Origin of the sequence: Algoriphagus sp. (genome assembly GCF_013373065.1) — a bacterium.
Taxonomy (GTDB): Bacteria; Bacteroidota; Bacteroidia; order Cytophagales; family Cyclobacteriaceae; genus Algoriphagus.
In genome coordinates this window covers 196,044-216,853 of the sequence record NZ_JABXIN010000015.1, presented here as the reverse complement: position 1 = coordinate 216,853, position 20,810 = coordinate 196,044, and the positions used below count along the sequence as shown (strand labels likewise).

16 protein-coding genes are annotated in these 20,810 nt (G+C 42.4%); 5 read left to right on the top strand and 11 right to left on the bottom strand.

Going from position 1 to position 20,810, the window contains the following annotated elements:
* Positions 1 to 223: 223 nt before the first annotated feature.
* Together HWE15_RS11950 and HWE15_RS11945 are read right to left on the bottom strand one after the other, a co-directional pair.
* Positions 224 to 1,222, bottom strand: a complete 999-nt coding sequence (locus tag HWE15_RS11950) for a hypothetical protein (RefSeq protein WP_290507766.1) — start codon at positions 1,220 to 1,222, stop codon at positions 224 to 226.
* Positions 1,223 to 1,427: 205 nt separating this feature from the next.
* Positions 1,428 to 1,679: a hypothetical protein gene (locus HWE15_RS11945; RefSeq protein ID WP_290507765.1), complete on the bottom strand. Its 252-nt coding sequence runs from the start codon at positions 1,677 to 1,679 to the stop codon at positions 1,428 to 1,430.
* Between the two features lie 308 nt (positions 1,680 to 1,987).
* Between HWE15_RS11945 and HWE15_RS11940 the strand changes: the two genes are divergently transcribed.
* From HWE15_RS11940 to HWE15_RS11920, 5 genes are all read left to right on the top strand, one after another.
* A complete protein-coding gene (locus HWE15_RS11940) occupies positions 1,988 to 3,217 on the top strand; it encodes an exonuclease subunit SbcD (RefSeq protein WP_290507764.1) in 1,230 nt (409 codons plus the stop codon).
* On the top strand, positions 3,214 to 6,246 hold the full coding sequence (locus HWE15_RS11935) for an SMC family ATPase (RefSeq protein WP_290507763.1): 3,033 nt from the start codon (positions 3,214 to 3,216) through the stop codon (positions 6,244 to 6,246). The genes HWE15_RS11940 and HWE15_RS11935 overlap by 4 nt, the downstream gene beginning before the upstream one ends.
* Positions 6,247 to 6,696: 450 nt before the next feature.
* Complete coding sequence (locus HWE15_RS11930) at positions 6,697 to 7,278, top strand: hypothetical protein (RefSeq protein WP_290507762.1); 582 nt, start codon at positions 6,697 to 6,699, stop codon at positions 7,276 to 7,278.
* 6 nt (positions 7,279 to 7,284) lie between these two features.
* On the top strand, positions 7,285 to 8,487 hold the full coding sequence (locus HWE15_RS11925) for a PQQ-dependent sugar dehydrogenase (protein ID WP_290507761.1): 1,203 nt from the start codon (positions 7,285 to 7,287) through the stop codon (positions 8,485 to 8,487).
* 80 nt (positions 8,488 to 8,567) lie between these two features.
* The gene (locus tag HWE15_RS11920; RefSeq protein WP_290507760.1) at positions 8,568 to 9,488 is read left to right on the top strand and encodes a hypothetical protein; all 921 of its coding nucleotides are present in this window, start codon (positions 8,568 to 8,570) and stop codon (positions 9,486 to 9,488) included.
* Positions 9,489 to 9,549: 61 nt separating this feature from the next.
* Here the strand turns inward: HWE15_RS11920 and leuB are convergent, their stop codons facing one another.
* Genes leuB through ilvD form a run of 9 tightly spaced genes read right to left on the bottom strand, consistent with a single transcriptional unit; the run spans position 9,550 to position 20,712 of the window.
* Complete coding sequence (gene leuB / locus HWE15_RS11915; protein ID WP_290507759.1) at positions 9,550 to 10,617, bottom strand: 3-isopropylmalate dehydrogenase; 1,068 nt, start codon at positions 10,615 to 10,617, stop codon at positions 9,550 to 9,552.
* Positions 10,586 to 12,172, bottom strand: coding sequence for an alpha-isopropylmalate synthase regulatory domain-containing protein (locus HWE15_RS11910; RefSeq protein WP_290507788.1), 1,587 nt, complete (start codon positions 12,170 to 12,172; stop codon positions 10,586 to 10,588). Before HWE15_RS11910 ends, leuB begins: the two co-directional genes overlap by 32 nt.
* 10 nt (positions 12,173 to 12,182) lie before the next feature.
* Positions 12,183 to 12,773: a 3-isopropylmalate dehydratase small subunit gene (leuD, locus tag HWE15_RS11905; RefSeq protein WP_290507758.1), complete on the bottom strand. Its 591-nt coding sequence runs from the start codon at positions 12,771 to 12,773 to the stop codon at positions 12,183 to 12,185.
* A gap of 41 nt (positions 12,774 to 12,814) precedes the next feature.
* Entirely contained in the window at positions 12,815 to 14,221 is a 1,407-nt protein-coding gene (gene leuC, locus HWE15_RS11900; RefSeq protein WP_290507757.1) for a 3-isopropylmalate dehydratase large subunit, read from the bottom strand.
* Between the two features lie 2 nt (positions 14,222 to 14,223).
* Positions 14,224 to 15,732 carry a 2-isopropylmalate synthase gene (locus HWE15_RS11895; RefSeq protein WP_290507756.1) on the bottom strand — a complete coding sequence of 503 codons (1,509 nt, stop codon included), beginning with the start codon at positions 15,730 to 15,732 and terminating at the stop codon, positions 14,224 to 14,226.
* A 12-nt stretch (positions 15,733 to 15,744) separates the two neighbouring features.
* On the bottom strand, positions 15,745 to 16,788 hold the full coding sequence (gene ilvC, locus HWE15_RS11890) for a ketol-acid reductoisomerase (protein ID WP_135072996.1): 1,044 nt from the start codon (positions 16,786 to 16,788) through the stop codon (positions 15,745 to 15,747).
* Positions 16,789 to 16,824: 36 nt separating this feature from the next.
* Positions 16,825 to 17,325, bottom strand: coding sequence for an acetolactate synthase small subunit (gene ilvN / locus HWE15_RS11885; protein ID WP_290507755.1), 501 nt, complete (start codon positions 17,323 to 17,325; stop codon positions 16,825 to 16,827).
* 8 nt (positions 17,326 to 17,333) lie between these two features.
* Positions 17,334 to 19,028, bottom strand: a complete 1,695-nt coding sequence (ilvB, locus tag HWE15_RS11880; RefSeq protein WP_290507754.1) for a biosynthetic-type acetolactate synthase large subunit — start codon at positions 19,026 to 19,028, stop codon at positions 17,334 to 17,336.
* A gap of 4 nt (positions 19,029 to 19,032) precedes the next feature.
* Positions 19,033 to 20,712: a dihydroxy-acid dehydratase gene (gene ilvD / locus HWE15_RS11875; protein WP_290507753.1), complete on the bottom strand. Its 1,680-nt coding sequence runs from the start codon at positions 20,710 to 20,712 to the stop codon at positions 19,033 to 19,035.
* Positions 20,713 to 20,810: the final 98 nt, after the last annotated feature.

Genomic DNA, 20,810 nt, shown 5'->3' with positions numbered 1-20,810 from the left:
ATGGTGAATTGAGCCAGCTTACTGTTTTCTAATTCCGGCTTTATTCCCGTGTCTGAACCAATTCAATTCCAAAATTTGGATAATTTATTACTTTGAACACATCCGTTTTGCTAACAAAGGGCAGGCAAACTAAAACCTGTCTCGAAATTGATATAAATTACTCCTGTTGAGGATTTTATATCGATAAGCTTATTTATATAAATTAGAATAAACTAAAAATGAGTTATTCAATTTGGTTGCCAATAAACGGTAGGGAAACAAATTTTTCTATTCCCTCTTCTTCTTTGTCAAAAAGCCAAAAATAAAGCTTGGCCTTATTATTAAAAACCAACCCATCACCTATACCCTTTGAAGTAGGAGAACCTGGATAATCAAATCGCACAATTTCTTTTGTTGAAGGAGAAAATTTGAGAATTTCAAAGCGCAAAGACTCTAAGGACTCGATATATTCATTTAAATTTTCTACTGGAAAATTGGCTGACTTTGGTATATATGAAACAGTCCTGAAAAGAAAGCCTCCTGACTCAAAAAGAGCCGAATACTCACCTCCTAATTTAGAATCCATCATATTAAGAATTTGATCATCCTTCACCCCTGGATTTGATCTATTTACATTTTGTGACTGTAGATTGATTTTCTCCTTTAAGTTTAAGTCTAGATCATACATAAAAATATTGTGGGATTTTGCCATGTTCAAATAAATATGATCATCTACGACCAAAAAAGTCTTGGATAAAAAATTCAAGCTATACGTATCACCATGAAATTCCTCCGGATAGTTCATTAGTGAAGTAAAATGAGAAGATTTTAGATCAAAAACGCCATAAATTGGTACTTCAGAAACAAAATTCTCTTCCAAATTGCTTTTAGAAAATGATAAGGGAAAACGAATAAATTGACCATCAAAATGAATGGATTTATCAGATATTTTCCCAAATCCAAATCGACTATCAGGAAGTTTGAATCGTTTTACTTGACCATTTCGGTAGTTAATGAGTTGAAAAGCTGACAAACCAACCAATGGATGGAATGCTAGCGTATCATTAATGATCAGAAAGGGACCTTCTTTAATTATTCCATTTGGACCTTGATTTGGAAAAAAGCTAGATTCCCACGTTTTTGATGCAAAGTCATAAAAAAAAAGTCCCATGGAATTAGGATAATTGTAGGAAAAATAAAAACCACCTCGATAACTTCCTACAGAACTATTTTCATTTGGCATTGGTAAATTTTCAAAATCGACAACGAGAGTGTCTGAAAACGGCAATGAATATGTTTGCTTCGACTCCTTATTACCAAAATCACAACTTGATAGAAATAAAATAAATGAAAATAGAGCGATGAGAATTCGCATTATTAATAGTATTTAAATGAGCCAATAATTCTAAAAACTATTGGCTCACGGTAAAAATAAAATTTAACTAAAATCAAAATCTACGAATCGCAGCAAGAATCGGCGACAAATCTGTTCTATGGACAGAACCAGGAATATTACATGCAGAACCAGGAATATTTGTACATGTTGTAACTAAATAAATACCACTACTAGTCACGGATGTTGTATATTCCACCTCATACCAAGTATTTGATGTCTGTGCATCAATTTCCGACACATTCACTAAAAATACACCGAAAAGGTAGGCACTTAAAACTCCAAGTTTTAAAATCGTCTTTTTCATAATTAAAGAATTTATTTGATAAGCTCTAAGATCCGGCAGAGCTACTTATCCGGTTGAAAAATACTTTCGATTGGCCAATTCCTTGATCTTTCGAAAACTAATATATACAACAAGAACTAATATTGCAATTATAGTTACATATTTATTTAGTTTTGGTTGTAAAATGAAAAGTTGACTACCAATAGTAAAACTCTTTTCGCGGATAGGACCTCTAGAATATTCAGACAGTTTTTGTCAGTTTAGAGAAGTAAATTGACTTCCTGCGCTTTTAGGAGTACTTTCGATGAGTTGTAAAACTTATTCTTTTTATGCTCAAAATCCTCCATACAGCAGACTGGCACCTCGGCAAGCGCTTACAAGAATTTCCCAGAATCGAAGAGCAAAAGCTCGTTCTGGATGAAATCTGCTTGATTGCCGATGAGCAGGAAGTCGATCTTGTGCTCTTGGCAGGCGATATCTTCGATAGTTTCAATCCTGCTCATGAAGCTGTGGAACTCCTATACAAAACCCTTCGCAGATTATCCAAAAATGGAAACCGACCCATCATCGCTATCTCCGGCAATCATGACAGTTCCCAATTTGTCGAGGCACCCGACCCACTCGCTCGGGAAATGGGCATCTTTTTTTACAGCCGATACGACAGTTTAATTCCAGCTGGTAAACTTGATTCCGGAGTGGAAGTCCTTCGGTCGGAAAGCGGATTTATGGAATTGAAATTGCCAAAATTTGATTTTCCTATTCGATTGATTTTAGCTCCCTATGCCCATGAGGTTAGTTTGCGGACCTATCTTGGGGAAGAAAATCGAGAGGAGGAATTTCGAAATCTCCTTGCTGATAAATGGAAAAAACTAGCAGATCAATATTGCGATGAAAAAGGAGTGAATGTCTTTGTCGGACATTTCTTTTTCGCAAAAAAAGGAGCTCCCCTTGAAGCCGAACCTGAGTCCGAACGTCCCATTCTCCATGTAGGCGGAACACAAGCACTTTTTACAGAAAATCTCCCTTCCCAGATCCAATATGCAGCCCTTGGACATCTCCATCGTTTTCATGCGGTAGACAAGAATCCATGTCCTGTTGTCTACTCCAGCAGCCCCCTCGCCTATTCCTTTTCAGAAGCGGACCAGGAAAAGCAAGTTGTCCTAATTGAATTGGAACCTGGAAAACCTGCCAACTATACCCCTATAGGATTGAAGCAAGGAAGACCCTCGTACCGAAAAACCTTTAACAATCTCCCAGAAACACTCCAATGGCTGGAGGAAAACCCGTACTGCTTTGTGGAATTAACTTATCAAACAAAAGACTCCATCGACGCAAGCACGCGCAAAGCCATTCTCAAAGCCCATGACGGAATCGTCAACCTGATTCCTCAAATTCAAAACCCACGCAATCGCGATGAATTGACTCTCAAAGCAGAAGATTTGGAGAAAGATATGGTGAGTTTGTTTTCCCTCTATTTTGAAAGCGTCCGTGGACAGGAACCAAATGAAGAACTTTTAACGATTTTCAAAGAAGTGATCAGTCAAGAAGAAAACAAATGATTCCGGTCCAGTTAGAAATTCAAGGCTTATATTCTTATCGGGAGCGTCAGGTGATTGACTTCAGTCAACTGACTGCTGCCGGACTTTTCGGGATTTTTGGAGCCGTAGGAAGTGGCAAATCTTCAATTTTGGAAGCGATTTTACTTGCACTTTATGGAAGTACGGAGCGCCTTTCCGACCGCGGTGAAAAGAATTCCATGCTCAACCTACAGAGCGATGAGCTGTTGATTCGCTTTATTTTTCATTCAGGAAAAAATAACAGTCAGACTTACCTAGCGCGCTATGAAGCCAAGCGGAATAAAAAAGACCCTGAAAAAGTAGATCCTGCTACGCATACTTTTTACCGAAAATCGGGAACGGATTGGGAGCCCTTGGAAGCTCGGGCGGAGGAAATCGTGGGAATGAAAAAGGAGCATTTCAAACAAACCGTTATCATCCCACAAGGGAAATTCCGCGAATTTATCGATTTGACTCCGGGACCTAGGGCAGAGATGATGAAGGAACTCTTTGGCTTGGAGCGATTCGACCTTTCTGCTAAAACTGGTTTCCTACTTCGTACGGTCAAGGATGAGAAAATCAGACTTGAAACCCAATTCCAAGGCTTGGAGGAATATTCAGAGGAAAAATTAAACAGTGAAAAAGAAAGTCTGAACCAACTTCAGCTAGAGCAAAACAAAGAGTTGGAAAAAGCCCTTCAGCTGGAGCAAAAAGTAAAATCCCAGGAAAAGCTTCGTGAAAAGCACCTATCCTGGAAGGAGTTTACCAAAACCAAACAAGAACTTCTGGAACGCAAGCCGGAAGTCGATGAAAAACGGCAACTCTATCAGGATTTTATCCAAGCTAAAACCTATCTACGCCCGGTATGGAATCAGCTCAATGACCTCAGAGCCGATGCAGAAAAATACCGGGTAAGCATCATTGATGCGGAGCGATTCGAACTTGAGTTTGAAAAAGAAATCAGCATACTGAAAGAGGAAGAACAAAAACTCCGTGAAAAAAACCAACAGCGTCCTGACCGGGAGAGCAAAATTCGGGACCTGAAAAAGGTGTTGGAAATCAAGGAACTCCGAATTAAACTATCCGAAGCTCAAGATGCCATTAGGCAACTTTCCCCTTCTCAGGAAGAGCTTGTTAGCAAACAAAGGAATATCCAGCAGGAAATTCAGGAGGACACTCAACTTTTGGAAGCTTCTCCCCAATCCGACTCCAATTTGCTCGCTACATTGAAAAGTCAGCTGCATACTTGGACTGAACTAGAATCTCAAATTCAGGAGCATGACAAACTCATAGAGCAATTTGAAAAAGAGGAGAAAAACGTAGCAAACCTGCTCGAAAAGCTCCGTTATTCGGTTCCTTCAGAATTTCCCGATACGGAAGCATGGCAAAATGCTCAAAAACAGGTGATTCAAAACTGGGAAGAACAACGGGAAAGTCTTCTCCGGAATTCAGGGCTGAAAGTTCATGCACATCTCTTGGAAGATGGAAAACCCTGCCCACTTTGCGGGTCTCTGGAGCATCCACAACCCATTGATCAATCGGCTCAGAATCAGAAAATCAAAGAAATTGAAATTCAGATTGCTGAAGAAAAAGATCAGTTGGAGAAAATTCTTCTAATTAAGCAGCAACTCAAGGAACAGGAGTTTTATTTACAGAGTCATCAAGACAATCTGACTTGGAGAAAAAAAGAAAAAGGCCAACTGAATGAGAAATTAAACGGACTCTTCGAGAGCTTACAGCCTTTAGGTTTGAAGGATCAAAAAGGGCTTTCCAACCGTATTTCAGAATTGGAGCATGCCAATCAAAACCGGGAGAATTTGCTTCAAAAGCTCCAACAAAAAAGAAAAGAATCCGATCAGGTCCGAGCTGATTTAGAGGTTATCCAACAAAAACTGCAGCAGGCCCAACTAAAAAAAGAGAGTCTCTCTTCGGCTATCCAAACCAAGCAGGATGAAATCAAGGATCCTACTTTCTGCAAAGGATTCTTCGATAAGAACCCTACCGAGATCCAAGCCATGATTTCAAGAGTAGCACAAGACATCGAACAAGCCGCTGCTGCTTTGGAAAGCAAGCAAAAATACCTGCAGGAAGTTCAGAACAAGGCCACCACTAATCAAGCTGATCTAAAGAATTTTAAAGCCTTGCTTGAAAAAGCAGTAGGCAAAATCCAAGGGCTCGAAAATGAATTCGAATCCTTGAAAAACCAATATGGTTTTGAAAATGAGGATGCTTTGATCCAACTTTTTGAGCATTCACTGGATGCCGAGAAAACCGCTAAGGAAATTGAGCAATTTGATCGACAGCTGGATTTGGCAGAAAACCGAATTCAGGAACTGGCATCCGAAAAAGGAGTTGTTGAATTCCAGGAGGAAGCCTTTCAGCAGCTTTCACAAGAAATACAAGAACTTCAAGACACCAATGAAGCCCGACAGAAAGAGCTTATTCTTTTACAAAAAGAAGTAAAAGTCTCCGAACAGAAGCTTCAGGAAAAATCAACGCTGAGACAGCAATTGGAGGGAGTGGAAAAACGGGAAACCTACCTGAAAGAGCTGGAAAAGCTTTTCAAAGGAAGCGGCTTCGTGAAGTATGTGAGTTCGATCTACCTAAAAGAACTCTGCCATACGGCCAATCAGCGCTTTATGAAACTCAGCAAAAACAGTCTGAGTCTGGAGATTGATGATGACAATACCTTTTGGGTGGTGGATTACCTGAATGGAGGTAAAAGGCGTCTTTTAAAAACCCTTTCCGGAGGACAAACTTTTCAGGCCTCGTTATGTTTGGCTTTGGCCTTGGCAGAAAAAGTCAAAGCCCTGAATCAGGCCGATCAGAGTTTCTTCTTCTTGGATGAGGGTTTTGGAGCTTTGGATCGGAATTCCCTGCGGGTCGTCTTCGAAACGCTAAAGTCCCTACGACATGAAAACCGTATTGTAGGTATCATCAGCCATGTCGAGGAATTGCAGCAGGAAATCGGGGTCTTTGCCCAAGTGGAATTGGATCCCGAAAAAGGCTCGCAGGTGAAATATTCTTTTTGAAGGGTGGCTGCGTAATTGCGAACGAAGTGAAGTAATCTCACTCGCCAACCTTCCCTTTCTTGAGACTGCTTCGTCGTTCCTCCTCGCAGTGAGGGTCAAGAAGTCATTTCGAGGCCTAACATTTAGGAGAATCCACAAAACGAGATGACAGTGTTCGAGATCCTCCTAATTCTGGTCACCCTGAGCACTTGAGAAACGGGAGTTTCGAAATCGAAGGGTCCTCTTTACTTCAGACTCCTGTCTTTCGGGTGCTCGGACTGACCCATTTTAGAATACCCAAATAAAATCTGTCATCGGTAGGCCCAATCCCCCTAATCTACAAGCGATCAAGAAATCTTATTGCCCCGAAGAAACCTCCTCAGTCAGACCTTCATTCTAACGCCAAAACAACGAGTACCTTACTTTTTCAGAATTTTCTTAAATTCAATCCTATACAAAACCCACTAACCTATGAAATCCATCTTTTCTTTATTATTTCTAAGCCTCAGCTTATCAGCTTTTTCCCAACAATCCCCGAGCAAGGAAATTCAAATCAAGTTAGCCGTTTTAGCTGCTCCAGAAGATCAGCGATCCGAGGCTACTGTATATGGCTATCAAAATGGGGAAATTGTAATGCTTCGGAGAGGAAGCAATCAGACCGTTTGTCTCGGAGATGACCCTAGTCGGGAAGGTTTGAGTGTTTCCTGTTACCACAGCAGCGCACAACCGTTCATGGAGCGGGGTTGGGCTTTGCGAAAAGAGGGAAAAAATGCCCAGGAAATTTTCAATACCAGAGAAGCCGAGGCCAAAGCCGGAAAACTCCAACTTCCTGATCCTGGAAGTGTACTGCATGTCTTAGTGGCAGACGATCAAGATATAAACTGGACCACAGGAGAAGCTCAAAACACCTATACGCGCTCCGTAGTGTATATCCCTTGGGCTACTGCTGAAAGCACCGGGTTACCGCTTAAACCAGCCGGACCGGGACTGCCCTGGATTATGGATCCGGGTACCCATCGGGCACATATCATGATCAATCCATCTAGGAATTGATCGGTTATGAAAAGCCCTTTCAAATCTTTCCTCTGGACTATTTCCCTCTTTGGCCTGCTCATAATCCAAGGCTGTGATAAACCTGTAGAATATTCCTCATCCGATTATCCTTATCCGATCAGCGACGATCTATTTACGACCGACACACTTACAAGTGGATTAACCATTCCTTTTGGCTTGGTATTTCTGGATGATAATGATTTTTTGATTTCAGATCGGATCGGGAAAATTTTCAGGTTTAAGGGAGAAAATCTTCAAGAAGTATATGTAGCTCCGGAAGTGCAGACGTTTGAGGATCCCGGAAGTCCTTTGATTATCCATGGAGGATTGATGGATTTAAGCCTCCACCCAGATTACCCAACTGTACCTTGGATTTATATGGCTTACTTTGGGAAAGATGGCCGAGGAAAAGTAGCTAGATTTAAACTCAGAGAAAATCAAATTTTTGACCAAGAAATCATCTTTCAAACCCGAACAGAAGGCTATTACGGAAATGGGATGCGGATTGTCTGGGAGGATGAAGAGCATTTTTTTCTAAATATTGGTGTTTCCAATTACTCGACCCGAAAAAATCCAGTTTTAGTATCTCAGGACTTAAAAGAAGATTGGGGGAAAATCCATCGATTAAACCAAGACGGGACCATTCCAGAAGACAACCCCATATTGGAAGGTGAAGAAAAACCTGGGTCAATTTATAGTTTTGGTCACCGTGATGTTCAAGGCTTGGTATATGAATCCTCTACTCAAACCCTATATGGAATAGAGCACGGACCAAAAGGAGGTGATGAATTCAATATCATTTTACCGGGCAAGAACTATGGATGGCCTCTTTTTACCTACGGCACCCATTATAATGGGGAACCCGTTTCCCTAATCTCCCGAGATTCTGCAGAAAAAATCTCAGTCTTGCCACAACACTATTGGACTGTACCTTCTTCAGATGGAGGAAGAGCAATTGCACCTTCCTGCGCAATTTTGGTCAGGAACAGTAACTTCCCTGAATGGGAAGATCATTTTCTAATTGCATCCCTAGCTTTCCAAAGGCTATTAAAATTCGACCCAAAAACAGGGAATACATTTGGTCTAAAAATGCAGGGAAGAATTCGCTCGATATATCAAGAACAAGATGGAAACCTTCTGCTTCTGGTGGAAAGAAATGACATAACCAAGTCAAACGGAAAGCTTGTTCGAGTCAAAAAACCCAATTAAAATCCAAAAGCAGAGAAAATGAATTAAAAATTTCGGAAGACTTGTTTAAATTTTAGATCAATAAATAAATGGAAAGTCCTATGAAAAAAAACCTGTTTTTCGCGATCACTTTGGGATCTTTTATGATTTTTTCTTGCTCTAAAAAAGAAGCGCCGGTTACCGAATCAAATGATCCGGTTATTGAAGTCGTTACGAATGCCATGGATTTTCAGATGGTGGATTCCATTCCTTCCGGTTGGAACACATTCCGCTATGTGAACAAGTCGAATGAAGCCCACTTTTTTGTTTTGGAAAAGCTTCCAGAAGGTATTCGTATTTCGAATTACGAAAATGAATTAATCCCGGTGTTTAAAGAGGGTTTTGACTTTATGATTTTGGGAAAGATGGAAGAAGGGATGAAAGCTTTTGAAAAAATCCCTCAATGGTTTGGAGGAGTGGTCAATCATGGAGGAGTTGGGATTCTTTCAGGCAATTCTACCGGAGAAACTACCCTATTCTTGGAGCCGGGAGTTTATGCGATGGAATGTTACATCCGAATGCCAGATGGGACTCCTCATGTTTTCCTTGGCATGCTCAAAGAAGTCATTGTAACTGATGAAGCCTCTGAGCTAGTAGAACCCCAAGCGGATTACAACATCTCTATTTCCTCGACCGAAGGGATCCAATTTCAAGATTCAATTCCTGCAGGAAACTTTCAATTTGGGGTAGAATTTGAAGATCAGCAGCTATACGAGCATTTCGCTGGACATGATGTGAATTTGGTAAAACTTCAGGAAGGAGCTGCATTGGATAGTCTAGTTGCCTGGATCAACCCTTCGGATATGTTTGCCTTGTCTTCGCCTGAACCAAAGGAATTCCTATTTATGGGAGGTACAGAAGATATGCCTGCTGGAAAGAAAGGTTATTTCAAAGCGGAACTCACACCGGGAAATTATGTCTTGATCTCAGAGGTTCCAGATGCCCTAAATCGAAAAATGGTCTACCCTTTTAAAGTTTATTAAAAAAGAAAAGGCTGACCTAAAACTAGTCTTTTGTCAGCCTTTTCTACTATTCTATTTTTTATTATTCCAAGATCTTCGCAGCCAGCCAATCTCCAACTTCAGAAGTTTTATAGGCCTTACCTCCTTCTGCTATATCTTCGGTGACTACTCCTTCGGAAAGAGAAAGATTCACCACATCACTGATGGCCTGAGCCTCGTCTTTCATATCAAAAGCATACTCAAACATCATTGCAGCAGAAAGAACCGTAGCCAATGGATTTGCAATATCTTTTCCTGCAGCTTGCGGATAAGAACCGTGAATCGGTTCGAATAATTTCACCTTAGATCCTAAGGAAGCGGAAGGCATCAAGCCCATAGAACCTGAAATCACCGAAGCTTCATCCGTCAAAATATCCCCGAAAAGATTCTCAGTAATCAAGACGTCATAAGCTTTTGGCCACTGAATCAATCGCATGGCTACGGCATCTACAAACTCATATTCCACCTTTACCTCTGGGTATTCGGAAGCCAACTCCTGAACGGTTTCTCTCCACAATCTGGAAGTCGCCATCACATTGGCTTTGTCCACGCAGGTCAAGAGTTTTCTTCGCTTTTGTGCAGCTTCAAAGCCCATCCGAGCCAAGCGAACGATCTCTTCTTTGCTGTACACATTCGTATCAAAAGCCTTCGTACCTTGTTCATTTCGACCTCTTGGCTCACCGAAGTAAACTCCACCGGTCAATTCCCGGAAAAAAACAAAATCCACCCCATCCACTCGCTCCAGTTTCAAGGGAGACTTATGTACCAAGGAAGGAAAAGTAAAGGTTGGACGCACATTCGCAAAAAGCCCCAACTTTTGACGCATCCTTAGTAGTCCCTGCTCTGGACGAACCTTGGCTTTGGGATCATTGTCATATTTTGGGTCTCCGATCGCTCCAAAAAGGACAGCATCTGAAGCTGCGCAAATCTCATGTGTGGCATCAGGATAGGGATCTCCAGTAGCATCGATGGCACAGGCTCCTACTAGACCTTCTTTGAAAGTAATTTGATGTCCGAATTTTTGCCCAACAGCTTTGACAACTTTTACTGCCTGAGCGATAACTTCAGGGCCAATGCCGTCACCCGGCAACAGCGCGATATTCATTTCCATAATAGGTTGATTCTTCTTTTTCTGGATTGTAAGTCATGTTTTCGATGATGTTGAGCATTTTTTCGGTAGCCATCATCGCCGCTACCGTCTGATCTGGATCCAGACCTTTGGTTTTGAAGATTTTTCCATAATCCCATGTGATCACCGTCTCCACAAAGGCATCGGTTTTCCCACCAGGAGGAATTGAAACATGGTAATCGGTCAGCTTGGGCAATTCCCTCCCCAAGGACTTGTAAATCTTTTTTAGGGCACGCATAAAGGAATCATACTGCCCATCTCCAGTTGCACTTTCGTCATAGAACTTCCCATGGATATTCATTCGAAGTTGAACTGTCGGTTTGAGTCCCTTGGAGTGGGTCATGTGATAGCCCTCGATACTGATATACTTCGAAATTACATTGTTTTGGAGCACATCGGAAATGATATAAGGTAAATCCTCAGTAGTCACCCGTTCTTTTTTATCTCCCAATTCTATGATTCGTTGGGTGACCTTCGCGAGTTCCTCTTTCTCCAAAGAAATGCCTAACTCCTCTAAATTTTTTAGAATATTGGCTTTCCCGGAGGTTTTTCCCAAGGCATATTTCCTTTGCCGCCCAAAGCGCTCCGGCATCAAATCATTGAAATAGAGATTCTTTTTATTATCCCCATCGGCATGGATTCCCGCGGTTTGAGTAAATACATTTTCCCCGACCACAGGTTTGTTCGCTGGAATATGTTGTCCGGAAAATTGCTCCACCAATTTGGATACACGGAAAATCTTCTGTTCCTGAATCCCAATTTCAAAATCAGTGAAATCCTCGATAACCGCAACTACAGATTCCAAGGGTGCATTTCCGGCACGCTCTCCCAAACCATTAATTGTCGTGTGGATTCCTGCTGCACCATAAAGAATTGCCTCCATGACATTCGCCACTGAAAGATCGTAATCATTATGCGCATGGAAATCAAAATGAAGTTCGGGGAATTGCTGCGTGATATCATGGAAATAACTCTTTACTTCCTCCGGGGCCAGCAAACCCAAGGTATCGGGCAGCATCACCCGCTTGACCGGTTGTGATTGAAGAAACTCAATTAAGGAAAGGGTGTAATCCCGGGAGTTTCGCATACCATTGGACCAATCTTCCAAGTAGACATTGACTGAAACTCCTTTTTCCTGAGCATAGGAAATGCTTTGCCGAATATCTTCAAAATGCTGCTCCGGTGTTTTTTTGAGTTGATGAATCAAATGATTTAAGGAGCCTTTGGTCAGCAGATTCATCACCCGGGCACCTGACTCCACAATCCAATCCACTGAAGCAGGTGTGTCCACAAAACCCAACACCTCAACACGATCCAAGTATCCTTTTTGAGAAGCCCATTGGGTTATTTTCTGCACACCTTCGAGTTCTCCTTCTGATACTCTAGCAGAAGCCACTTCTATACGGTCAACTTTTAGTTCCTCCAAAAGTAACTTAGCAATCTGAAGCTTTTCAGAAGGCAAAAAGGAAACACCGGAAGTCTGTTCTCCATCCCTCAGAGTGGTATCCATGATTTCGATTCTTCTCTTTGCCTCCATGACCTTTAGATTATCTAGATGCAGCGAATGCTTCGATTTCATCTGACATATTCAACAAATAGTCGATATCGTCGAAGCCATTTTGCATATTACTTTTCTTGTATTCGTTGATGTCGAAAGTCTCAGACTCGCCTGTTGAAAGCAATGTGATTTTCTGCTCAAGCAGATTTACTTCGATTTCGGTTTTGGGGTCTGCTTCAATTGCTGCAAAGAGTTTGTCAGCAAATTCCGGGGAGACTGTAACTGGAAGCACCCCAATATTCAGACAGTTATTTTTGAAAATATCTGCGAAGAAGCTGGATACCACACAGCGAAAGCCGTAATCATAAAGTGCCCACACCGCATGTTCTCGGCTAGAACCCGAACCAAAGTTCTTTCCAGCAACCAGGATTTTTCCGCTGTAAGTTGGGTCATTAAGAACAAAATCCTTTTTAGGGTTCCCCTCGACATCGTATCGCCAGTCTCGGAAAAGATTATCTCCAAAGCCCGTTCGTTCAGTTGCTTTTAGGAAACGTGCTGGAATAATCTGGTCTGTATCTACGTTTTCGGTCGGCAAAGGAACTGCCGTATCTCGAAGAACAGTGAATTTATCGTAAGCCATTTTTTCGAATTGTAAAATTGAAAGATTGGAAGATTGAAATATTAATTCTCAAAAACTTCCCTTGGGTCAGTGATTCTGCCGGTGACGGCAACAGCTGCTACGGTCAATGGAGAAGCTAGCATGGTTCGAGCTCCTGGACCTTGACGACCTTCAAAGTTTCGATTGGAAGTGGACACTGCATACTTCCCTGCAGGAATCTTATCATCGTTCATTGCCAAACAGGCTGAACAGCCGGGCTGACGCAATTCAAACCCTGCTTCTTCCAAGATTTTCACCAAGCCCTCTTCATGGGCAAGCTTTTCAACCTCCCTAGAACCCGGGACGATCCAAGCGGTGATGTTTTCAGCCTTTTTCTTTCCTTTGACAAACTCTGCTACCGCACGGATATCTTCAATCCGACCATTGGTACATGATCCTACAAACACATAGTCAACTTGCTTTCCTTTGACCTGTTCCCCAGGTTGAAAGCCCATGTATTCCAAGGATTTCAAATAGGAGGTCTTGTTTGATCCTTCCATTACCTCAGTCGTAGGAATTCTATCCTTGACTTTGATTCCCATCCCTGGATTGGTTCCATAAGTAATCATGGGTTCGATATCCGCTGCATCAAATTGATATTCCTTATCAAAAACGGCTCCCTCATCTGTTTTGAGTGTATTCCAAAATGAAACAGCTTTCTCCCATTCTTCGCCTTTAGGAGCATATTGCCGACCTTTTAGGTAATTGAAGGTGGTTTCATCCGGCGCAATCAGTCCACCACGAGCTCCCATTTCAATAGACATATTGCAAATGGTCATCCTGGCTTCCATGGAAAGACTTTGAATGGCCGAACCTGCATATTCCACAAAATAACCTGTGGCACCAGCAGCTGAAATCTTCGAAATGATGTACAAGATAATATCCTTAGAGGTCACGCCTTTTCCAAGCTCTCCCTCTACAGAAATCCGCATTTTCTTTGGCTTTGACTGCATGATACATTGGGTGGCCAAAACCATTTCCACTTCAGAAGTACCGATGCCAAAAGCAATCGCTCCGAAAGCTCCATGAGTGGACGTATGCGAATCCCCACAAACGATGGTCATTCCGGGTTGAGTGACACCCAATTCAGGACCAATTACATGGACAATCCCATGATGTGCTGTACCCAAATCATGCAATTCAATTCCGTATTTTTTGCAGTTTTCCCGAAGCTTTTCCACCTGCATTCGAGACAATTTGTCCTTTATAGTTTGGTCCTGATCGACTGTCGGAACATTATGATCAGGAGTTGCGATGGTACGCTCTGGATACTTTACTCCAATTCCTCTTTTCTCCAAATTGAGAAATGCGACTGGAGAAGTTACTTCATGGATAAAATGCTTATCGATGAAAAACACATCAGGTCCAGCGGGTACATGGCGTACGACGTGGGAATCCCAGATTTTATCAAATAGTGTTGTTTTTTCCATAATTAGGCAGTCGCGTATTCTTTGACTGGAATTTTGTTTAATGCATCTACAAAAGCTTGTGCAGAAGCCAATACGATATCTTCATTGGAGGCAAAGCCATGATACGGTTTATCGGATTTGATCACCCGCATATGGACCTTTGCCACATCATTGGATCCATGAGTCATGGCCTGAATGAGGAACTCTTCCAGGTCTACTTGTGGCTGGACCATTTTCTCGATTGCTGTCAAAACAGCATCAACAGGACCTACCCCGGTTGCGGAGGCTTGGTGGCTGGTATCCCCAATTTTTAACTTGACATTTGCTTTAACTTCTCCATTGGAAGAATAACTCACTCCCTGCAATTCGATGAAATTGGACTCATCAAGATACTTTCCAACAAGTGAAAGCAGATCCTTTCGACCAATATCCCGCTTGGAATCAGCCAATTCCAAAAAGGCCTCATAAACTTTGCGAAGCTCCTCTCCTTCCAATTCTACACCCAAGGCATCCAAATGGTGCTTCAATGCGGCCCGACCAGACCGTGCAGTCAAAACAATGGAAGACTCTTCCACCCCAACCTCCTTCGGGTCGATGATTTCATAATTTTCCCTATGCTTCAACACTCCATCTTGATGAATTCCTGAGGAATGGGCAAAAGCGTTTCTACCCACTATCGCTTTGTTAGGTTGCACAGGCATATTCATCAATTTGGAAACCAAGCGACTAGTATGATAGATTTTTTGAGTGACAATATCTGTATGAACTGGAATGGCTTGATGACATTTAATCGCCATCACTACTTCTTCCATGGAAGTATTTCCGGCCCGTTCACCGATTCCATTGATCGTCACTTCTACCTGACGTGCACCATTTTGTACACCAGCAACCGTATTGGCAGTAGCCATACCCAGATCATTGTGGCAATGCGTGGAGATGATAGCTCTATCAATATTCGGAACCCGATTTTTCAGGTCTGCGATAATTCCGCCATATTGCTCGGGCAAGCAATATCCAGTCGTGTCAGGAATATTGACTACGGTAGCACCAGCCTTGATTACTTCTTCGATGATCTTACAAAGAAAATCCGGCTCGGATCGACCTGCATCCTCTGCATAAAATTCCACGTCCTCGACAAATTGCTTGGCGAATTTGACCGCTGCCACCCCTCTTCGGATAATTTCATCCGGAGTCGAGCGAAGTTTGTATTGAATATGGTAAGGAGATACACCGATTCCGGTATGAATCCTTCCTTTCTTAGCGAATTTCAAAGCTTGGGCCGCCACCTCAATATCTTTTTCCACAGCTCGGGAAAGGGCACAAATGATCGGGTTGGAGACAGCCTTTGAAATCTCTACAACTGAGTTGAAATCACCCGGACTTGAAATCGGAAATCCTGCCTCAATGATGTCAACACCTAATTCTTCTAAGGCTTTCGCCACCACAATTTTCTCCTGGGTATTCAATTGGCATCCAGGAACTTGCTCCCCGTCTCTAAGGGTGGTATCAAATATCCACAGCTTGTCACTCATGATTTTTTGGGTTTAATTATTTTCTGGCCGCAACTGTCGGACGACAGCACCTGCCTGCCACATTTCTGATTCTCTTAATTCTTTCAATTCCTCTTCTAACTTTTCTCTGTAATCTGGCTTGGAATTGGAGTCGATGGATTTTTGTGCTTCTTTTCCGGTTTTAACGGATTCATACAAAGCTTCAAAAACCGGTTTAGTCGCATCCCGGAAAGGTTTCCACCAATCCAAAGCTCCTCGCTGGGCAGTAGTCGAACAGTTGGCATACATCCAATCCATCCCATTCTCTGCCACCAAAGGCATCAAGGATTGCGTTAATTCTTCCACGGTCTCGTTGAATGCCTCGGAAGGAGTATGTCCATTTTCACGGAGCACCTCATATTGCGCTGCAAAAATACCCTGAATTGCTCCCATCAAAGTTCCACGCTCTCCAGTCAAATCGGAAGTTACTTCGCGATAGAAATCAGTCTCAAAAAGGTATCCGGAACCAACGCCAATCCCCAAAGCAATCACGCGATCTTTGGCTTTTCCGGTTGCATCTTGATAAATGGCATAAGATGAGTTCAAGCCTCTTCCTTCCACAAACATTCTTCTCAAAGAAGTACCAGAACCTTTTGGTGCCACCAAAATCACATCTACATCAGCAGGTGGGATGATTCCAGTTTTGTCTTTGTAAGTCACTCCAAAACCATGAGAGAAATACAAGGCTTTTCCTGGAGTCAGATGCTTTTTCACGGTTGGCCATAAGGCAATTTGACCTGCATCAGAAAGCAAGAATTGAATGATCGTTCCACGCTCACAAGCTTCTTCGATATCGAAAAGTGTTTCTCCGGGAACCCATCCGTCAGCAACGGCTTTATCCCAGGTTTTTGAATTCTTACGCTGACCTACAATAACGTGGAAGCCATTGTCTTTCAGGTTTAAAGCCTGACCTGGACCTTGAACCCCATAGCCAATAACTGCAATCACTTCATCTTTGAGTACCTCTCTGGCTTTTTCTAGAGGAAACTCTTCCCGAGTGACCACATTTTCTTCCACATTGCCAAATTTTAACTTCATAGCTTTATAAGATTTAATAGTTTGATATTCAATTATTTATTTAATAAAATCATCGATCGTCACCATTCGTTTGGCGACAGCAACTCTACCCGACCGGGCAAATTCCAAAAGCCCATAGCCTTTCAAAATTTCCAGCAATTCTTGGGTTTGTTCCTTGTGTCCAGAAAGTTCTAACACCACAAACTGAGGCTCCGCCGCAATAATTTTCGCATTGTGTTGCCGAATGATTTTTTCCAGCCCCCCATCCAATCGGGTCACTGGAATTTTGTACAAAGCAATCTCCTGATACACTACTCCCTCATCTTCATGATAGAATGCTTTGATCACATCAATGACCTTTTCGATCTGATTGACGAGTTGGATGACCATTTCCTCAGAGGTGGTAACTTCAATGGTGATTCGATGAATCCCATCTACGCGACTTTCAGAGGCCGTCAACGCATCAATATTGATCCCTCTCCGCGTGAAGATGATCGTGATTCGGTTGAGAATTCCAATGAAGTTCTCAGTAATAACAAAAATCGTATAGCGCTTCATAGTCTGGATTAGCTTAATCGTACCTCCTCTACCGAACAGCCAGTGGCAATCATCGGGAACACATTATCTTCTTTTTCAACCATCACCTCCAAGAAATAGGAACCATCATAGATCAGCATATCTTCAATTGCCTCTGTCAATTCCCCTCTTGCATTTACCCGTTGGGCTTTGATCCCATAGGCTTCAGCAATTTTTATAAATTCCGGATTATCCAATTCAGTGAATGAATAGCGCTTATCGAAAAACATCTGCTGCCACTGTCGCACCATTCCCAAATAATTGTTATTCAAAAGCACAATTTTCACTGGTGCTTTTGTTTGCATGATAGTGCCCAACTCCTGTATCGTCATTTGGATACCTCCATCCCCAACTACACAAATCACTTGTCGAGAATAATCATATAACTGAGCCCCCAAAGCGGCCGGAAGTGCAAAACCCATGGTTCCCAATCCTCCAGATGTAATCTGAGTATGTGGCTTTTTATAATTGAAATAACGCCAGGCAATCATCTGATGCTGTCCTACATCGGTGACTAGAACCGCATCATCTGCTTTGTATTGATTGATTTGATTGATCACTTCTCCCATGGTCAATCCATTTTTGGTAGGAGAAATATCATGCTGCATCACAGCTTCTTTTTCCAATTGCTCCAACTCCCGGAACTTAGCCAGCCATTCCGGATGACTCTTCTTTTCAACAGCCTCTGTCAGCATGGAAAGACTTTCCTTACAATCTCCCAAAACAGGCACATCGGCTTTTACATTTTTATTGACTTCAGCAGGATCTAATTCCAGGTGAATAACTTTGGCCTGCTTTGCATAGCGCTTCAAATCACCCGTCACGCGATCATCAAATCGCATTCCTACTGCAATAAGTACATCACATTGATTAGTCAATAAATTAGGAGCATAATTACCATGCATACCCAGTTTTCCCACAAAGCATGGATGATCTTGGGATAATGCTCCAGAACCCAATAAGGTGGAAGCAGCCGGTATTCCTGTTTTGTCTAGGAAAAACTTCAATTCCGTTTCTGCCTTTCCAAGTACTACCCCTTGACCATATAATACATATGGACGTTCAGCTTTATTGATCAAATCCGCAGCTTGCTGAATAGCTGTTTTTTCAACAGGAAGATGAACTTTATACGATCGGAAGCCCAAACATGGAGTATAATTCATTTCTCCAAAATCCACTTGAGCGTTTTTGGTGATATCAATTAACACTGGTCCTGGTCTTCCCGAGCGAGCTATGTAAAACCCTTTAGCAATTGCCGGGGCAATATCTTCTACTCGTCTAACCTGAACATTCCACTTTGTACCCGGCATGGAAATACCAACCACATCTGTTTCCTGAAAAGCATCCGTTCCTAACAAATGAGCAGCTACTTGTCCTGTAATACAAACCAAAGGCGTGCTGTCAATTTGAGCATCGGCCAAGCCGGTTATCAAGTTTGTCGCACCTGGACCTGAGGTAGCGAGGCAGACACCAACTTTTCCAGAGACACGGGCGTAACCTTGTGCCGCATGGATAGCTCCTTGTTCATGACGGGTAAGGACATGCTTAATTTGTTCATGATAGTCATACAAGGCATCATAAACAGGCATGATTGCTCCACCGGGATATCCGAATATAATCTCAGCTTGTTCAGCAATAAGGGATTCAACTACTATGTCTGCTCCCCGGATCATGGAATCCTTCATAGGTTTAAAATTTATCTGTCACACAACCTTCAGAGGCAGTGGCAACGAGTTTATTGTATTTTTTCAAAGTCCCTTGCAGACCTTCGATGACCTTTGGAGACCAAGACTTTTTACGTTCTGCAAATTCCTCCTCACTGACAGCTACTGATAGCTCCAACTTATCTGCGTCGATAGTTATCACGTCCCCATCTCTTAAAAGTCCAATTGGGCCACCACACCAAGCTTCCGGCGTCACGTGACCTACCACAAAACCATGCGTTCCCCCTGAGAACCGGCCATCAGTAATCAAGGCTACATCTGAACCCAAGCCTGCTCCAATAATCATGGAGGTAGGCTTCAACATTTCAGGCATTCCCGGAGCCCCTTTTGGCCCGACATTTCGAACGACGACAATATCTCCAGCCTGAACCTTGTGATCCCGGATAGCATTATTGGCATCCAATTCAGAATCAAAAACCTTCGCGGGTCCAGTAAATGAAATCCCTTCCTTTCCAGTAATCTTAGACACCGCTCCTTCTGGAGCCAAGTTTCCTTTGAGAATACACAGGTGCCCTGTCTTTTTAAGCGGTTGATCCAGGGGACGTATACAATTGACCATGGAAGGAACAATTGGCTCCACCTTTTCCAAGTTTTCTGCCAGGGTTTTTCCGGTAACAGTCATACAATCCCCATGCAGTAAGCCTTCATTAAGCATGAATTTCATAAAGGCAGGAAGCCCTCCCTGTTCATGAAGATCTTCCATTAAAAAATTCCCTGAAGGCTTGAAATCCCCTAACATAGGAATCACATCATTCAAGGCTTTAAAATCTTGCAATGTAAAATCTACTCCTGCCGTCTTGGCAATTGCAAGAATATGCAAGACTGCATTAGTGCTGCCACCCAAGGCAATGATGACCCGAACGGCATTTTCAATACTTTTTCTGGTGACGATATCCTTTGGCTTCAGATCTTTTTCCAAAAGAATCTTCACATATTGATTTACTTCTCGGCATTCCCGAAGCTTTTGCGGGGAATTAGCTGGATAAGAAGCAGAATAAGGTAAAGACATACCCATGGCCTCAATAGCTGAAGACATGGTGTTTGCAGTGTACATTCCTCCACAGGCTCCTGCACCGGGACAAGCATTACGAATAACCCCATCGTAATCCTCATCCGAAATTGTACCCTGAATCTTTTTACCGAAGGCTTCAAAGGCAGAAACAATATTCAGTTTCTCCCCTTTATAATTGCCCGAGGCAATCGTACCACCATAAACCATAATCGATGGACGGTTAATGCGAAGCATTCCCATGACCGCCCCGGGCATATTTTTATCACAGCCTGCGATCGCTACACAGGCATCAAAGGAATGACCAAGGATAAATGACTCAATAGAATCCGCAATGATCTCTCTGGAAACCAGTGAATAACGCATCCCCAACGTACCCATAGAAGTTCCGTCAGAAATCCCAATCGTATTAAAAATCAAACCGGTCAAATCATACTCCTGAGAGGAGGCTTTGATTAGACCGGCAAAATCGTTGAGATGCATATTGCAAGGGTTACTTTCATACCCACAACTTGCGATGCCCACGAAAGGCTGTTTCATTTTTTTATCAGACAACCCCGTCGCAAAAAGCATGGCTTTACCTGCAGGATGCTCTGGATTATCTGAAATTTCCCAGCTGTATTTCTTTAGATTCATAATTAGGGTATAAAAAAAGTGCCTCTTTCAATTGAGGCACTTAATTGTTTAATATTTTGATAATCGTCTAGTGCCTCACCTTAAAATCCAAGGAGAAT

Coding starts and splice junctions, on each gene's coding strand:
- ilvC (WP_135072996.1), bottom strand. CDS start 16,788: ATGAAGTTAAAATTTGGCAATGTGGAAGAAAATGTGGTCACTCGGGAA.
- HWE15_RS11945 (WP_290507765.1), bottom strand. CDS start 1,679: ATGAAAAAGACGATTTTAAAACTTGGAGTTTTAAGTGCCTACCTTTTC.
- HWE15_RS11930 (WP_290507762.1), top strand. CDS start 6,697: ATGAAATCCATCTTTTCTTTATTATTTCTAAGCCTCAGCTTATCAGCT.
- leuC (WP_290507757.1), bottom strand. CDS start 14,221: ATGGAAAAAACAACACTATTTGATAAAATCTGGGATTCCCACGTCGTA.
- HWE15_RS11895 (WP_290507756.1), bottom strand. CDS start 15,732: ATGAGTGACAAGCTGTGGATATTTGATACCACCCTTAGAGACGGGGAG.
- ilvN (WP_290507755.1), bottom strand. CDS start 17,325: ATGAAGCGCTATACGATTTTTGTTATTACTGAGAACTTCATTGGAATT.
- leuD (WP_290507758.1), bottom strand. CDS start 12,773: ATGGCTTACGATAAATTCACTGTTCTTCGAGATACGGCAGTTCCTTTG.
- HWE15_RS11940 (WP_290507764.1), top strand. CDS start 1,988: ATGCTCAAAATCCTCCATACAGCAGACTGGCACCTCGGCAAGCGCTTA.
- HWE15_RS11920 (WP_290507760.1), top strand. CDS start 8,568: ATGAAAAAAAACCTGTTTTTCGCGATCACTTTGGGATCTTTTATGATT.
- ilvD (WP_290507753.1), bottom strand. CDS start 20,712: ATGAATCTAAAGAAATACAGCTGGGAAATTTCAGATAATCCAGAGCAT.
- ilvB (WP_290507754.1), bottom strand. CDS start 19,028: ATGAAGGATTCCATGATCCGGGGAGCAGACATAGTAGTTGAATCCCTT.
- leuB (WP_290507759.1), bottom strand. CDS start 10,617: ATGGAAATGAATATCGCGCTGTTGCCGGGTGACGGCATTGGCCCTGAA.
- HWE15_RS11925 (WP_290507761.1), top strand. CDS start 7,285: ATGAAAAGCCCTTTCAAATCTTTCCTCTGGACTATTTCCCTCTTTGGC.
- HWE15_RS11935 (WP_290507763.1), top strand. CDS start 3,214: ATGATTCCGGTCCAGTTAGAAATTCAAGGCTTATATTCTTATCGGGAG.
- HWE15_RS11950 (WP_290507766.1), bottom strand. CDS start 1,222: ATGCCAAATGAAAATAGTTCTGTAGGAAGTTATCGAGGTGGTTTTTAT.
- HWE15_RS11910 (WP_290507788.1), bottom strand. CDS start 12,172: ATGGAGGCAAAGAGAAGAATCGAAATCATGGATACCACTCTGAGGGAT.